The organism is Streptomyces albus subsp. albus (assembly GCF_000719865.1).
GTDB lineage: Bacteria > Actinomycetota > Actinomycetes > Streptomycetales > Streptomycetaceae > Streptomyces > Streptomyces albus_E.
The window spans coordinates 197,837-212,878 of the sequence record NZ_JOID01000015.1 but is presented as its reverse complement, the minus strand read 5'-3'; the positions used below and the strand labels follow the sequence as shown (position 1 = coordinate 212,878).

The following is a 15,042-nucleotide window of genomic DNA, read 5'->3' as shown; positions in this document are numbered from 1 at the left end:
GTCTCAGGGGCGGGATGACGGATGCTGTCCGATGTGACGTCACACTCCGGCACCGTCCACCGCGCCGCCCTCCGCGCCGCGCGGTGCGGCACCGGCATCGCGCGCCCCCTCCACCGCGCCGGCACCGCCGTCCCAGCGGGCGGCCGCCAGGTCGATCCTCGGTGTCCGGCCGGAGCCGCCGCGGGGCTCCCGCAGGGGGGTGCCCTCGGCGCGGTAGTGGGCGAGCGCCCGCATCTCGTGTCCGGGCAGCGGCACTCCGTCGGCGCGCACCACGCGCCACCAGGGGACGGTGCCGCCGTAGAGCGCCATGACCCGGCCCACCTGCCGGGGGCCGGACTCGCCGAGCCACTCGGCGACGTCGCCGTACGTCATCACCCGGCCGGGCGGGATCAGTTCGGCCGTCGCCAGCACCCGCTCCGCGTACTCGGGCAGATCCCCCGGTCCGTCCGGGGTGCTCTCTCCACTCATCCGACCCATCCTGCACCACGGTGCCGACACCGCTCCGGTCCGGCCGCCGGCCGCGGCCTCCGCGGGTCGTCCCGGGGCGCGCGTGGGATTTCCCACGCCTCCGAAATGCGCCCTCCTGCCCCTCGATCGGGCGCAACCGTGACACCATCTTCCGGGCGGTGACTGGTGATACGAGACCAAGAAGAGATGGCAGAGCAGCGGAACGGCCGCGGTCCCGAGGGGGCCGGCAGCTCCGCCGCGCCGTCGCGCCCGGACATCCCCGCCGGTCACACCCCTGCCGCCGGCGCCTCTTCCGCCGGCGCCGCCTCCGACGTCCCTTCCTCCGCTGACGGCTCTCCCGGCAGCCCCGCGACCGGCGACGCACCGGCCGGCGGCAGCACGGCCGATCGCGACCGCGCGCGCTCCGGCGCCACCGAGGGCCGGCGCGCCGCGGAGCACACCGACTCCGTCCCCGGTGACGAGCCCCTGCTGCCCGCGCGCGTGCACCGCCCGCCCGACCTCGTACGGCTGCTGCTCGGCGTGCTCGGCATCGCCGTGGTCCTCGCCGTCGCCGCCTTCGCGCACGGGACGACCGAGGGCCTGGAGAAGGACATCGGCAAGGGCACCGGCCAGGCGCCCACCCTCCTGATCAACTTCGCCGGCCTGGCCTCCAGCGTCGCCGTGCTGATCGTGCCGGTGGCCTTCGCCATCGAACGGCTGGCCAAGCGCGACGGCCTGCGCATCGCCGACGGTGTGCTCGCCGCCGTCCTGGCCCACGGCATCGCGCTCCTCACCGATCTGTGGGTGGCCGAGTCGGCCCCCGGCTCCATTCGCGACGCGCTCACCCAGCAGGCTCCGAACGGTGATGTGACCGACCCGGTGCACGGCTATCTGGCGCCCGTCATCGCCTATATGACGGCCGTCGGCATGGCCCGGCGGCCGCGCTGGCGCGTGGTCCTCTGGTTCGTCCTGCTGCTCGACTCGCTGGCGGTCCTCGTCGGCGGCTTCTCGACCCCGTTCTCGATCGTCGTCACCGTGCTGCTGGGCTGGACCGTGGCCTACGGCACCCTCTACGCCGTCGGTTCCCCGAACGTACGGCCGACCGGGCAGACGCTCCTGGCCGGTCTGCGCCGTGTCGGCTTCAAGCCGGTCCGCGCCCTGCGCACCGAGGAGGACCAGGAGGCGGAGCGGCAGGACCGCGGCCGCAGCTACCTCGTCACCCTGGAGGACGGCCCGCCCCTCGACGTCACCGTCGTCGACCGCGAACAGCAGGCGCAGGGCTTCTTCTACCGGGTCTGGCGCCGGATGGCCCTGCGCGGCATCACCCAGCGCCGCAGTCTGCAGTCGCTGCGCCAGGCACTGGAGCAGGAGGCGCTGCTCGCCTACGCCGCCATCGCCGCCGGCGCCAACGCGCCCCGGCTGATCGCCACCTCGGAACTCGGCCCGGACGCCGTGATGCTCGTCTACGAGCACACGGGCGGCCGCAGCCTGGACTCCCTGCCCGAGGACGAGATCACCGACGACCTGCTCCGCGGCGCCTGGCACCAGGTGCGCGCGCTGCAGTCGCGGCGGATCGCGCACCGCCGGCTCGTCGGCGACGCGATCCTGGTGGACCGCTCGGGCGCGGTGATCCTCACGGACCTGCGCGGCGGCGAGATCGCCGCGAGCGACCTGGTGCTGCGCATGGACGTGGCCCAGCTGCTGACGACGCTGGGGCTGCGGGTGGGTGCCGAGCGGTCGGTGAGCGCCGCGGTCGCCGTCCTCGGCCCGGACGCCGTCGCCGACAGCCTGCCGCTGCTCCAGCCGATCGCCCTCAGCCGCGCCACCCGCGCCGAGCTCCGCAGCCGCGCCAAGGACCGTGCGCAGCGGGAGCGGGAGGCGGCGCTGGAGGCGTCCCGGGCCCGGCACGCGGCCGCCGCCGACGGCTCCTCCTCGATACTGCCCGACCGCAAGGCCGTACGGGCCGAGAAGCGGGCCGTGGACGAGGCGATCGAGGAGGCCCGCGAGGAGGACCTGCTGGCGCAGATCCGCCGTCAGGTCCTGCTGATCCGTCCGCAGGCCGCGGTCGAGCCGGCCCGGCTGGAGCGGATCCGGCCGCGCACCCTCGTCACCTTCATCGCGGGCGCCTTCGCCGCGTACTTCCTGCTCTCCCAGCTCACCCACGTGAGCTTCCAGGACGTCGTCGCCGAGGCCCGCTGGGGCTGGGTGGCGGCGGCGATGCTCTTCGCGGCGCTCAGCTACCTGGGCGCCACCCTGAACCTCCTCGGCTTCGTCTCGGAGAAGGTGCCCTTCTTCCGGACGGTGATGGCCCAGGTCGCCGGATCCTTCGTGAAGCTGGTCGCCCCGGCCGCCGTCGGCGGAGTGGCGCTCAACACCCGCTTCCTGCAACGGGCGGGGGTGCGCCCGGGGCTCGCGGTGGCGAGCGTCGGCGCCTCGCAGCTCGTCGGCCTCGGCCTGCACATCCTGCTGCTGGCCACCTTCGGCTATCTCACCGGGACGGAGCGCACGCCCTCCCTGTCGCCCTCCCGCACGGTGATCGCCGGGCTGCTGACGGCGGCGGTGCTGACGCTGATCGTCACGGCGGTGCCGGTGCTGCGGAAGTTCGTCTCCACCCGGGTGCGGTCCCTCTTCGCCGGGGTGGTGCCACGGATGCTCGACATCATGCAGCGTCCGCAGAAACTGCTCACCGGGATCGGCGGCACGCTGCTGATGCAGCTCGCGTTCGTCATGTGCCTGGACGCCTCGATCCGGGCGTTCGGCGGCGAGCTGAGCTACGCGAGCATCGCCGTCGTCTTCCTCGCCGGCAACGCGCTCGGCTCGGCGGCCCCCACCCCCGGCGGTGTCGGCGCGGTGGAGGCCGCGCTCACGCTGGGTCTGATCGCGGCCGGCCTGCCGAAGGAGATCGCCACGCCCGCGGTGCTCCTCTTCCGGCTGATGACGTTCTGGCTGCCCGTGCTGCCGGGGTGGCTCGCCTTCACGCAGCTCACGCGCAAGGCGGCCATCTGAGGGCCGCCCGGAGGCCCGCCGGTCCGCCCCGCGCCGAGCCCGGGGTTCCGCTGATGCGGACCGTATGCGCCACCCGCCTTGCATATGCGAGCGGCACGTCCGTACAGTGCCGCACATGCGGTCCTACACCATTGGCCGGGCGGCCCGGCTGCTCGGCGTCAGCCCCGACACCGTCCGCCGCTGGGCGGACTCCGGACGGCTGCCCACCCGCCGGGACGACGCCGGCAAGCGGCTGATCGAGGGCCCCGACCTGGCGGCCTTCTCCGTCGCCCTGGCCGCCGAGGCCCACGCGGGCGACGGCGGGGAGGAACCGTACACCACCGCCCGCAACGCCTTCCCCGGCATCATCACCTCGGTCAGGACCGGCGATGTCGCCGCGCAGGTGGAGGTGCAGGCCGGCCCGCACCGCCTGGTGTCGCTGCTGACCCGGGAGGCGGTGGAGGAGCTGGGACTGGCCGTCGGGATGGAGGCGGTGGCCCGGGTGAAGTCCACCAACGTCCACATCGACCTCGTCTGAGCGCCGGAACAGCCATGGACCGCAGCAGCTCCGCACGCCGCGCGGCGGCCTCCGCGCCGGCCGTACTGGCCGCCCTCGGAACCGCTCTGCTGTTCGCCTCCGCCACCGCCTGTGCTCCCGGTTCCGGCGGCACGGGAAACGGTGACGGCAGGACGGAGCTGACGGTCCTGGCCGCCTCCTCGCTCACCGAGGTGTCGGGCCGGCTCGCCACCGGCTACGAGAAGGCCCACCCGGACACCGACGTGCGCCTCTCCTTCGCCGGCTCGCAGGAACTGGCGTCCCAGGTACGGCAGGGGCTGCCGGCCGACGTGGTCGTCACCGCCGACACCACCACCATGGAGACCCTGGCGGACGACACCGGGACCCCGGCCGTCATCGCCGGCAACGAGCTGGCCATCGCCGTCGCCCCGGGGAATCCCGAGAAGATCAAGGGCCTGCGCGATCTGGGGCGGGACGGTCTCAAGGTCGTGCTGGCCGCACCCGAGGTCCCGGTCGGCCGCTACAGCGAGCGGGTCCTCGGCCGGGCGGGCGTCACCGTCGCCCCGGTCTCCCAGGAGCCGAACACGCGCGCAGTGCTGAGCAAGGTCCGGCTCGGTGAGGCCGACGCCGGTCTCGTCTACCGCACCGACATCCTGAGCGCCGGGGACGCGGTCGCGGCCGTGGACCTGCCCGCCGGCCGGAACGCCGCCGTGTCCTATCCGGCCGCCGCGCTCAACGGCTCCCGCCATCCCGCCGCGGCCGGGGAGTTCGTCCGCTGGCTCCGCTCGCAGCCGGCCCAGCGCCTGCTGCGCGACGCCGGGTTCACCCGGCCGTGAGCCGCACCGGCGGGGCCGCGCAAGGCCGCGGGGAGCACCGGGAGCACCGGGAACGCCGCCCCGGGAGCCTCGGCGGAGGCACCGGCGGCACCGGCCGCACCGGCCGCGCCGGCCGCGCCGCCGCGCGGAGCGCCGGGGAGCGCCCCCCGCTCGCCCTCGCGCTGCCGGCCGCCCTGGCCGTCGCCTTCCTCCTCGTCCCGCTGGCCGGTGTGCTCACCGGCACGCCCTGGACGGGGCTGCCGGAGCGGCTGACCCGGCCCGCCGTCCTGGAGGCGCTGACCCTGTCCCTCGCCGTCTCCGGCTGGGCGCTGCTGCTGTCCCTGCTGCTGGGGGTGCCGCTGGCCTGGCTGCTGGCGCGTGTCCGCTTCCCCGGCCGGGGCCTGGTGCGCGTCCTGGTGATGCTGCCGATGGTGCTGCCGCCCACGGTCGCCGGTGTCGCCCTCCTCCGGGGCTACGGGCGCCAGGGGCTGTTCGGCCGCCCGCTGGAGGCGTGGACCGGGCTCACCCTGCCCTTCTCCACCGCCGGGGCGGTCGTCGCGGCCGCCTTCGTCTCCCTCCCCTTCCTCGTGATCAGTCTGGAGGGGGCCCTGTCCGGCCTCCATCCGCGCTACGAGGAGACGGCGGCGTCCCTGGGCGCCTCGCCCCTGCGGGTGTTCCGCACCGTGACGCTGCCGATGGTCGCGCCGGGTCTGCTCGCGGGGGCGGCGCTGTGCTGGGCGCGGGCGCTCGGCGAGTTCGGGGCGACGATCACCTTCGCGGGGAATCTCCCCGGGTCGACCCAGACCCTGCCCCTGCAGGTCTACCTCCTGCTGCAGGACGACCCCGAGGGGGCAACGGCGGTCTCGCTGCTGCTGCTCGCCATCGCGACGGCCGTGCTGATCGCCCTGCGCGGCCGCTGGCTGACGGGGCCCCGGCGGCTCCCGGCGGCCGGAGCCCCGGCGGACGCGCCGGCCTCCGTGCGGCCCGGCACGGCGCACGACCACACGAGGCACGACGACGCGGACCGGAGGCCGGAGACGGGCACGGACGGCGACGGCACGGACGGCGACGGCACCGCGCCGGAGGAGGGCCTCCCCCTCACCGCGGACATCACCGGCGCCGACCGGTTCTCCCTCGCCGTGCCGGCCGGGACCACCGTCGCCGTCGTCGGCCCCAACGGGGCGGGCAAGACGACCCTGCTGCGCGCACTCCTCGGGCTCACCCCCCGCGCCCGCGCCGAACGGCTGCTCCTGGGCGACCGCGATGTCTCCGCGCTCCCCCCGCACCGGCGGGGCATCGCCTGGGTGCCGCAGGACGGTGCCCTGTTCCCGCATCTCTCCGCACTCGCCAACACCGCCTACGGAGCGCGCGCCCAGGGCGCGGGCCGCGCCGACGCGCGCCGGGAGGCCCAGCGGTGGCTGGACCGGCTCGGCGTGGGCGGTCTCGCGCACCGGCGGCCGGGGGAGCTCTCCGGCGGCCAGGCGCAACGCGTCGCGCTCGCCCGCGCCCTGGCCGCGCGCCCCCGGCTGCTGCTCCTGGACGAGCCGCTGGCCGCCCTCGACCAGACCACGCGGGCCGCGGTGCGGCACGCCCTGCGCACCCATCTGGCCGGCTTCCCCGGCGTCTGCCTGATCGTCACGCACGATCCGGTCGAGGCGGTCACGCTCGCCGGGCGGGTGCTCGTCCTGGAGGAGGGCCGCGCCGTGCAGTACGCGGCTCCCCCGGAGGTCTCCCGCCATCCGCGGTCGCCGTGGGTGGCCCGGATGCTCGGCCGGAACGCGTGGCCCGGCACCACCGCGGCGGCGGACGGGGCCGGGACGGCCGGCGTCCTCGAACTCGACGGCGGCGGGCGCCTGGTGGCGGCCGATCCGCTGCCGCCGGCCGGCAGTCGGGCACTGGCCGTGGTGGGCCCCGAGGCGGTGTCCCTCCACACCCGTCGGCCGTCGGGCAGTCCGCGCAACGTCTGGCGGGGCACCGTGCGGGAGATCGGCGCGCAGGGCGGGCGGCTGCGGGTGCTGGTCGACGCCGAGCCGGACGTCGTCGCCGAGATCACCCCGCAGGCGGCGGCCGAACTGGCGCTCGGCGAGGGCTCCCCGGTCTGGGTCGGGGTCAAGGCCACAGAAGTCACTTTCGTCACCCTCTGACAGACCCAGGGCCTACGATGTTGCGTCGTCGTTCCTCTCACGTCGAGCGCCCCCGAGCCGACGGTTGCCAGGCGAAGTGGAGCCCTTATGTCCAGAACCGTCCGAGCCGGGGTGCTGGCCGCGGTCGCCCTGCTGCTGGCCGGCACCACGGCCGCGTGCGGGGACAAGGAGAAGGAGAGCACGCCGGGGAAGGCCGCCGTGTCCGCCTCTCCCGGCGCGGGCGGCGCGGGCGGCGCGGGACTCCCGCGGCTGCCCGCCTCCCTGACGGACCAGAAGCCGCGCTGGACGGAATGCGAGGCGCCCGTCAAGGCCCTCGGCCCCGCGGCGCGAGCCCCCGGCGCCCGCTGGCAGTGCGCCACGGTCCGGGCCCCGCTGGACTACGCCGACCCGGACGGCGAGACCCTCGGCATCGCCCTGATCCGCGCCCGGGCCGCCGACAGCGAGCGGCGGATCGGCTCGCTCCTGCTCAACTTCGGCGGCCCCGGCAGCTCCGGCGTGGCGAGCCTCCCCGGCTGGGGCACCGTCTTCGACGACCTCGGCTCCCGGTACGACCTGGTGGGTTTCGACCCGCGCGGGGTCGCCGGGAGTTCCGGGGTGGTGTGCCGGGACAGCGAGGCGATGGAGGCCGCAGCGTCCCGGCTCGACCACACGCCGGACGACGCGACGGAGGAGAAGGCGTTCCTGGCCGACGCCAAGGACTTCGCGGCCGGCTGCGAGCGCCGGTCCGGCACGGTGCTGCCCCATGTCGGCACCGAGAGCGCCGCCCGCGACATGGACCTCCTCCGCGCCGTCCTCGGTGACGACAGACTCCACTACCTCGGCTTCTCCTACGGCACCCGGCTCGGCGCGGTGTACGCCCACCTCTTCCCGCAGCGGGTGGGCCGGCTGGTGCTCGACGCGGTCAGCGATCCCTCCGCCGACGACGTGCGGCACGCGCGCAACCAGACCACCGGTTTCCAGCGCGCCCTGGAGAACTACCTCGCGGACTGCGCCGCGCAGGGCGCGGACTGCCCGGTCGGGACCGATCCGGAGGCCGGAGCCGAGCGGGTCGCCGCACTGCTGCGGCGGCTGGACCGCGATCCGCTCCCGGCCACCGGAGGGCGGGAGCTGACGGAGTCCCTGGCCCGGACCGGCATCGTCCGCGCCCTCTACACCGAGCAGCTCTGGACACGGCTGACCGACGCCCTGCGGGAAGCGCTCCAGGCGGGCACCGGGAGCCGGCTGCTCGCCCTGGCCGACGCCTACAACGACCGGGACGAGAGCGGCCGGTACAGCAACCAGAGCCACTCCCAGCGGGCCATATCCTGCGCCGACTCCGCCGACCGGCTGAGTCTGGACGAGGCCCGGGAGCTGCTGCCGGAGTTCCGCGAACTCTCCCCCGTCTTCGGGGAGTTCCTGGCCTGGGACCTGGCCGGCTGGTGCGCCGGCTGGCCGGTGCGGGAGGACGCGGGCCGACCGGACGTGAGCGCGAAGGGCGCCGACCCGATCCTGGTGATCGGCACCACCGGCGACCCGGCGACACCCTACGAGGGTGCGAGGATCATGGCCGACGGGCTCGGCAAGGGCGTGGGCATCCATCTGACGTACGAGGGCGAGGGGCACGGCGCGTACAGCTCCGGGAACGCCTGTACGAAGAGGGCCGTCGACGCCTACTTCCTCGACGGCGAGGTCCCGGAGGACGGCACGACCTGCTCCTGAGCCCTCCCGAACCCCCGACACTACGGAAGACGGAAGCCCCCCGCGCACCGAGCGGTGCGCGGGGGGCTTCCGCAAGCCCGTACCGGCCGGGCCGCCGTCGCTGCCGGTCAGTAGACCGGCTTCTCCGGCTCTATCTGGTTGACCCAGCCGATCACGCCGCCGCCGACATGCACGGCGTCCGAGAAGCCCGCGTTCTTCAGCACCGCGAGGACTTCCGCGGACCGGACACCCGTCTTGCAATGCAAGACGATCTTCCGGTCCTGGGGCAGGTCCTGCAGGGCGTTGCCCATCAGGAACTCGTTCTTGGGGATCAGCCGCGCGCCGGGGATGGAGACGATCTCGTACTCGTTCGGCTCCCGGACGTCGATGATGTCGATCTTCTCATCGTTGTCGATCCACTCCTTGAGCTGCGCCGGAGTGATCGTGGAGCCCGCCGCCGCCTCCTGCGCCTCCTCGGAGACGACACCGCAGAAGGCCTCGTAGTCGATGAGCTCGGTGACGGTCGGGTTCTCCCCGCAGACCGCGCAGTTCGGGTCCTTGCGGACCTTGACCTGCCGGTACTGCATCTCCAGGGCGTCGTAGATCATCAGCCGGCCGAGCAGGGGCTCGCCGATGCCGGCCAGCAGCTTGATGGCCTCGTTGGTCTGGATGGAGCCGATCGACGCGCAGAGCACGCCGAGCACGCCGCCCTCGGCGCAGGACGGGACCATGCCCGGCGGCGGGGGCTCCGGGTAGAGGCAGCGGTAGCACGGTCCGTGCTCGCTCCAGAAGACCGAGGCCTGGCCGTCGAAACGGTAGATCGAACCCCAGACGTACGGCTTGTTCAGCAGCACGCAGGCGTCGTTCACCAGGTAGCGGGTGGCGAAGTTGTCCGTGCCGTCCACGATCAGGTCGTAGTCGGCGAAGATCTCCATCACATTGGAGCTGTCCAGCCGCTCCGCGTGGATCCGGACGTCGACGTAGGGGTTGATGCCCAGGATGGTGTCCCGGGCGGACTCGGCCTTGGGCCGGCCGATGTCGGCCTGGCTGTGGATGACCTGGCGCTGCAGGTTGGACTCGTCCACCTCGTCGAACTCGACGATGCCGAGCGTGCCCACGCCGGCGGCGGCGAGGTACATCAGGGTCGGCGAGCCGAGCCCTCCGGCCCCGACGGCGAGCACCTTGGCGTTCTTGAGCCGCTTCTGCCCGTCCATCCCCACATCCGGGATGATCAGGTGGCGGGAGTACCTGCGGACCTCGTCGACGGTGAGCTCGGCGGCCGGCTCGACCAGGGGTGGCAGCGACACGGGGACTCCGTTGGTCGGTAAGAGGACAGTTGTTCTTTCCGTAACACTGCCACGCCCCTTCTCATTCCGAGACACGTGTTCCGATCCGCGAGACGAATTCGTCCCAGTACCCGGGCAGCGCCTCCCAGGGGGCGACGCCGTCACCGCGATCGGTCCGGTCCGTGAAGTAGACGGTCCCGGCGCCCAGCCAGCGGGCGGTCCGCAGCGCCTGCTCCAGATGGCCGCGCGGCAGGCAGTGGACCAGGTGGCAGAACCGCTCCGGAGGGTACTCCGCCGTCCACTCCGGCACCTGTGACCAGCGGTACTCCGCCCACGGCCCGGCGAAGGTCACCAGCTGGCCGGGGATCTCCGCGTAACCGGGGTCGGGGTGCAGCCCGTGCTCCAGCACCAGGTGCCCGCCCCGCCCCAGCGCCAGCAGGGCGTCCGCGAGGCGGCGGACCCCGTCCAGGGCGGCGTACCGGCTCGGGCAGCTGCGCAGATAGAACCCGTCCGTCCGGTACCACTCCGTGAAGCGCCGGGCGTCCGCGACGAGCTCGCCGAACGGCCGGGTGCCGTGGCCCAGGTCCAGCAGGCCGAGGACCCGCACCCCGCCGTTCCGCACCTGCCCGGCCGCCTCCAGGCAGCGCGGATCGGGCAGCGCGCCCGGCCCGCGCGCCACATCGAGGACCGCCCAGTCCAGCGGGGCGCCCGGACGGGTGAGCGCCGCCCACTCCGCGGGCGCGAGCAGCGGATGCGCGCAGCCGGGCACCCCGACGCCGGGCCGGGCGGCCGGTGCCGTCCGCACCACCCGCCGGGGGACGCTCCGGATCAGAGACGACATGCCGCCTCCATCCAGATGTCCGCCAGCGACTCCTCCAGGCCGATCCGGGGCCGCCAGCCGAGGCGGTCGCGGGCGGTCCGCACGTCCGCCTGCTGCCAGCTGCCGCAGCCGTCGGGGTACGGATGCGGGGACGGCGGAGGCGGCTGCTGCTCGCCCGTCCCGCCCGAGCCGGGCCCACGCTGAGACGCGATGTCCAGTTCGCGGACAGCGCCGCCGAATCCGGCCACCCGGGCGAGCACTCCGGCCACGTCGCGCAGCCGCACGGCCCGGCCGGTACCGATGTTGACGACGCCCTGGGCGGCCGACAGGGAGGCCGCGTGCACGGCGCGCGCGACGTCCCGTACGTCCACGAAGTCGCGCTGCACGCCCAGGCCGCCGACCCTGAGGTCGGTGTCGCCCGCCTGGATGGCGCGCCGCATGGCCTCGGCGAGCCGGCCGAGCGGGGAGCCGGCCGGCGTACCGGGCCCGGCCGGGGAGAACACCCGCAGCACCACCGCGTCCAGGTCCGAGCCGAGAACCAGCTCGGTCGCCGCCAGCTTGCTCACCCCGTAGGGCCCGCCGGGGCGCGGCACGGCGTCCTCGGCCGTGGAGGAGCCGGGCTGCGAGGGCCCGTACTCCGAGGCGCAGCCCACCTGCACCAGCCGCGCGCCGCAGCGGCTGCGGCGCAGCGCCTCGCAGACCGTCGCCACGGCGACGGTGTTGTGCCGGGTGAGCTCCCGGGCACCGCCGCGGGTGGTGCCCGCGCAGTTGACGACCACGCCGGGGTGCACCGCGTCCAGGAAGCGGGCCAGCGCGCCGGGGCTTCCACCGGCCAGGTCGAAGCGGACGTCGGCGTCGTCCCCGCGGCCGAGCGCGGTGAGCTGCGCGGCGGGGTCCGCGAGCAGCCGCTCGGCGACATGCCGCCCGATGAAGCCGTTGGCACCGATCAGCAGCACCCTCATCGCGCGCCCTCCCGCTCCCGGCCGGCGAGGTGGCCGGTGCGGCGGGACGGGCCCGGGGCGCCGGTGGGGAAGTCGCGTGGCGTCATGTCTCGTTCTCCTTGCGATTCGGGAAGGGCGGGGTCCGGTTCCGTCGGGAACCGGCGGGGCGGCCGGGGTGGGGAGCCGCCGGGTGGGGCCGCGGGCGGGGGGATCGCGGCGGGACGGAAGGGAAGGGGCGGAGGGGAGCGGTGCCGGTGTCCGGTGGTCACTGCCTTCGCCGGGCGGGGCGGGGAGCCGGCGGAGGAGGGCGGAGATCCGGCGGAGGAGGGCGGCGGGCGGACGGAGCGGAACGTTCCGCCTCCGCCCGGTGAGCCCCGCCGCGGAGGCCGCCGACCGGTCCCGCGACCGCGTCACCACGGCCCCGGTGAACGGGAGCGCCCCGGGGCGGCACCCCTGCCTCACGGGTCGCATACGGACCCACACGTTCCGTGAACACGTCAACGCGCACGACTGCACCACCGATCTCCGCACAGGCTGCCCGGCGGACAGCGGGACGACCGTACGAGGACAGGGCGCGGCGCGACGGACGGTTGTCCGCAGCACCACCAAAAGGGGTGAATGCTCGTGACTTTTCAGGCCCCGCGGCGTTGCGCGATCATCGGCGCCACGCCCGGCCCCGGTGTCCGGGAGCTGTCACCGGCTGCGTCGGCGCCCTCCGAGCCCGCGAAGGGCTGGTCCGCACACCGGTGCCGTGCCCGGCGGCGACCGGGAAGGACCCGGCGGGTACGGCCCGGCAGCGGCACCGGGCGGGCCCGGAACTACGGGAACGGCCAGGCGTTCGGCCGGCAGGTGATGCCGCCCGAGGAGAGCGACTTGGTCTGCTGCATCATCACCGGCGCCAACGCGCCCTGCGCCGTGCAGGACCGGTGGTTCAGGCCGAGCCGGTGGCCGACCTCGTGATTGATCAGCATCTCGCGGTACCCGGCGATGTCGTCGCCGAAGGTCGCCGACCCCTGCGCCCAGCGGTAGGCGTTGATCAGCACCCGCGGGGTGGACGCCGAGTCGCAGGAAACGTTGTCCACGGTGGTGTCGAGTCCTGACTTGGCGCACCAGACCCCGGTCGTGCCGGGGCTGGCCAGCGTGATCACGAAGTCGGCGTCCTCGCCGGTCACCCGGTCGAAGGTGCGGGCCCCGCCCCGGGACCAGCTCCGGTCGTCGTTGAGGGTGCGGTGGACGGCCTCGGCGAAGAGCTCGCCGTCCAGCGGGAGGTCCTTCTCGACGTCGACGCGGTAGCGCAGCACCTGCCCCTTGCCCGTGCCCTCCTCCGGGCGGCCGACGGTGCGGAAGGCGCCGGGGCCGGCGAGCTGCGGGTCGAGGGTCTCCTTCAGCGCCATCCGGGCCGCGTAGGACAGCCGTTGCGGCTTGCGGACCACGTTGCCCGGCTGTTCCACGGCCTTGCGGTCGTCGGAGCGCGAGAGGCCCGCGCCGTCGTCGCGCTGTCCGCCGCCGAGCACTGGGGCGGCGTCGGTGTTCGGTCCGCCGTCGGCGACCTGTCCCGCGACCACGATCGCCAGCACGGTCGTCACGGCGGCCGCCGCCACCCCGGTGAAGGCCCGGCCCCTGCCGCCCTTCTCCGCGCTCTCACCGGCCCCGGAAGGGCGGGCCCGGCGGTCGGGATCGTCTCCGCCGCCCGTGCCGCCCGTGCCGCCGCCGTCGCCGTCCTCCGGCGGTTCGCCGCCCGCCGCCGAGGGCGCGGGGCCCCGGCCGCGGCCGCCGTCCGGATGGCCGGGCCGCGGGTGGGTGCCGGGCGCCGGGGTGCCGGCCGGGAACACCCCGTCGTCGAACGCCTCGACGAACTCCTGCCGCGGCCTCGGCACGGTCCCGCCGGCCGGCCGCAGCGGCGGGGCGATGCCCGTGCCGTACGGCGCCGGGCGCGCGGGCGCGGCGCCCCAGCCACCGCCCGACTCGTACTGCTGGGGGTGACCCCCGCGCACGCGGGGTGTGCCGTGCGGCGGGGTCCCGTACACCGGCGTCCCGTGGGCGGGGGTGCCGTAGACCGGAGTCCCGTGGGCGGGCGTCCCGGGCGCGGGCGTGCCCCTCGGCGGGGTTCCGTACGCCGGGCTTCCGTACGCCGGGGTGCCGTGGGCGGGAGTGCCCTGCGGCGGCGTCCCGTAGGGGGCGGCGCCCTGCGGCCGCGCGGCCCGGGGCGCCCGGGGGCGCTCGTACGGTGCTCCGGGGGCCGTCGCCACGCCCGGCCCGCCCCGCCCCGCGGCGGAGCCGGCGGCCGTGGCGGCGGTGGCCGGCGCGTCCGGCCGGGGGGCTCCGGGGTTCCCGGCCGGTTCAGTGCGGCTCCGACGGCTATGACGTCCCACGCGTCGCTTCAGCTCCTGCCCGCATCAGCGGTCGTCTCGTGCAGCAGTTCGCGGAAGGCCCGCGCCACCGCCTCCGGGTATTCCATCATCGCTACGTGTCCGGCCTCCGGCAGAGCGAGAAGCCGGGAGTCACGGAAGGCCGAGGACGCCCGGCGGGCCATCCGGAAGGACACGAGCCGGTCGCGACCGCCGTAGACGAGCAGAGTCGGTGCGAGCACCCGCTCGGCCTGCCGCCACAGAGAGTGTTGCCCGCCGAGGGTGTACGCGTCCACCACTCCTCGGGCCGAGCGTGTCATCACGTCCCAGAAATACGGCAGTCCGAGGCGCCGCTCGTACTCCGCGACGGCGGCCCGGAATCCCTCCGCGTCCACGCGCGCGGGATCTCCGTAACAGAGGGTGAGAACTTCGCGGGTGCGCCGCTCGGCCGTCCAGTCCCTGGTCGCGCGGCTGAACAGGGCGGCCACGCCCGGGACCGCGAGCAGTCCGGTCGGGACGGCGGAGAGCTGGGGGCGCCACTCGGGCAGCGCGGGCGAGACCAGCGTGAGGGTGCGCACCAGGTCGGGCCGGACGGCCGCGACCCGGGTGACAACGGCTCCCCCGAGCGAATTGCCGAACAGATGGACGGGGCCGCGGCCGGCGGCGTCCAGCAGGCGGATCACGGCGCGGGCGTGCCCAGATATGGAGTAGTTGCCGTCGTCGGGGGGAGGCGAGTGGCCGAAGCCGGGGAGGTCCACCGCCTCCGCGTCCAGATGGCCCGCCAACTCGCCCATCAGCGCGGACCAGTTGGCGGAGGAGCCGCCGAGTCCGTGCACATACAGCGCGGGCGGCAGTCCGTCGCGCGCGGGCGGGCGGCAGCGGACGCTCAGGGTCAGGCCGGAGAGGGCGACGGTGCGCAGTTCCTCACCCGGAACGACCGCGGCCCCCTGCGCCGCGGTCACCTCGGCCGCGGCGGGGACCGGTGGCAGCTCGGTCGACGACATGCCGCAATGTTACGAGACGATCACACCTGCTTCCGTGTGTCCGCCGTCACAGGCCCGC

General features: G+C 75.2%; 11 protein-coding genes. 5 read left to right on the top strand and 6 right to left on the bottom strand.

Annotated features, from left to right (window positions below; all coding sequences use genetic code 11):
* Positions 1–39 precede the first annotated feature (39 nt).
* Positions 40–468 carry an MGMT family protein gene (locus tag IF83_RS0116900; protein WP_037680234.1) on the bottom strand — a complete coding sequence of 143 codons (429 nt, stop codon included), beginning with the start codon at positions 466–468 and terminating at the stop codon, positions 40–42.
* Positions 469–654: 186 nt separating this feature from the next.
* Here IF83_RS0116900 and IF83_RS0116895 point away from each other — a divergent pair, with 186 nt between their 5' ends.
* The 5 genes from IF83_RS0116895 (at position 655) to IF83_RS0116875 (ending at position 8,606) form a co-directional block, all read left to right on the top strand.
* Entirely contained in the window at positions 655–3,453 is a 2,799-nt protein-coding gene (locus IF83_RS0116895) for a lysylphosphatidylglycerol synthase transmembrane domain-containing protein (protein ID WP_030545025.1), read from the top strand.
* A gap of 115 nt (positions 3,454–3,568) precedes the next feature.
* Positions 3,569–3,970 (top strand): TOBE domain-containing protein, encoded by a 402-nt coding sequence (locus IF83_RS0116890; RefSeq protein ID WP_030545024.1) that lies wholly within the window; start codon positions 3,569–3,571, stop codon positions 3,968–3,970.
* 14 nt (positions 3,971–3,984) lie between these two features.
* The gene (gene modA, locus IF83_RS0116885; protein WP_030545023.1) at positions 3,985–4,785 is read left to right on the top strand and encodes a molybdate ABC transporter substrate-binding protein; all 801 of its coding nucleotides are present in this window, start codon (positions 3,985–3,987) and stop codon (positions 4,783–4,785) included.
* A gap of 161 nt (positions 4,786–4,946) precedes the next feature.
* Complete coding sequence (locus tag IF83_RS0116880) at positions 4,947–6,908, top strand: ABC transporter permease (RefSeq protein WP_051722862.1); 1,962 nt, start codon at positions 4,947–4,949, stop codon at positions 6,906–6,908.
* Positions 6,909–6,995: 87 nt separating this feature from the next.
* Positions 6,996–8,606: an alpha/beta hydrolase gene (locus IF83_RS0116875; protein WP_030545021.1), complete on the top strand. Its 1,611-nt coding sequence runs from the start codon at positions 6,996–6,998 to the stop codon at positions 8,604–8,606.
* Between the two features lie 107 nt (positions 8,607–8,713).
* Here IF83_RS0116875 and moeZ read toward each other — a convergent pair whose 3' ends face one another.
* The 5 genes from moeZ to IF83_RS0116845 form a co-directional block, all read right to left on the bottom strand.
* On the bottom strand, positions 8,714–9,892 hold the full coding sequence (gene moeZ, locus IF83_RS0116870; RefSeq protein WP_030545020.1) for an adenylyltransferase/sulfurtransferase MoeZ: 1,179 nt from the start codon (positions 9,890–9,892) through the stop codon (positions 8,714–8,716).
* Between the two features lie 61 nt (positions 9,893–9,953).
* Entirely contained in the window at positions 9,954–10,712 is a 759-nt protein-coding gene (locus tag IF83_RS0116865; protein WP_051722837.1) for a spherulation-specific family 4 protein, read from the bottom strand.
* A complete protein-coding gene (locus IF83_RS0116860; RefSeq protein WP_030545018.1) occupies positions 10,700–11,653 on the bottom strand; it encodes an NAD-dependent epimerase/dehydratase family protein in 954 nt (317 codons plus the stop codon). The genes IF83_RS0116865 and IF83_RS0116860 overlap by 13 nt, the downstream gene beginning before the upstream one ends.
* Before the next feature lie 797 nt (positions 11,654–12,450).
* Entirely contained in the window at positions 12,451–13,626 is a 1,176-nt protein-coding gene (locus IF83_RS0116850; protein ID WP_037680304.1) for a DUF3152 domain-containing protein, read from the bottom strand.
* A 386-nt stretch (positions 13,627–14,012) separates the two neighbouring features.
* Entirely contained in the window at positions 14,013–14,984 is a 972-nt protein-coding gene (locus IF83_RS0116845) for an alpha/beta fold hydrolase (protein WP_030545016.1), read from the bottom strand.
* Positions 14,985–15,042: the final 58 nt, after the last annotated feature.

Bases quoted from the DNA above. Each gene is read 5' to 3' on its own strand.
- IF83_RS0116900 (WP_037680234.1), bottom strand. From the start codon at position 468: ATGAGTGGAGAGAGCACCCCGGACGGACCGGGGGATCTGCCCGAGTAC.
- IF83_RS0116895 (WP_030545025.1), top strand. From the start codon at position 655: ATGGCAGAGCAGCGGAACGGCCGCGGTCCCGAGGGGGCCGGCAGCTCC.
- IF83_RS0116890 (WP_030545024.1), top strand. From the start codon at position 3,569: ATGCGGTCCTACACCATTGGCCGGGCGGCCCGGCTGCTCGGCGTCAGC.
- modA (WP_030545023.1), top strand. From the start codon at position 3,985: ATGGACCGCAGCAGCTCCGCACGCCGCGCGGCGGCCTCCGCGCCGGCC.
- IF83_RS0116875 (WP_030545021.1), top strand. From the start codon at position 6,996: ATGTCCAGAACCGTCCGAGCCGGGGTGCTGGCCGCGGTCGCCCTGCTG.
- IF83_RS0116865 (WP_051722837.1), bottom strand. From the start codon at position 10,712: ATGTCGTCTCTGATCCGGAGCGTCCCCCGGCGGGTGGTGCGGACGGCA.
- IF83_RS0116860 (WP_030545018.1), bottom strand. From the start codon at position 11,653: ATGAGGGTGCTGCTGATCGGTGCCAACGGCTTCATCGGGCGGCATGTC.
- IF83_RS0116845 (WP_030545016.1), bottom strand. From the start codon at position 14,984: ATGTCGTCGACCGAGCTGCCACCGGTCCCCGCCGCGGCCGAGGTGACC.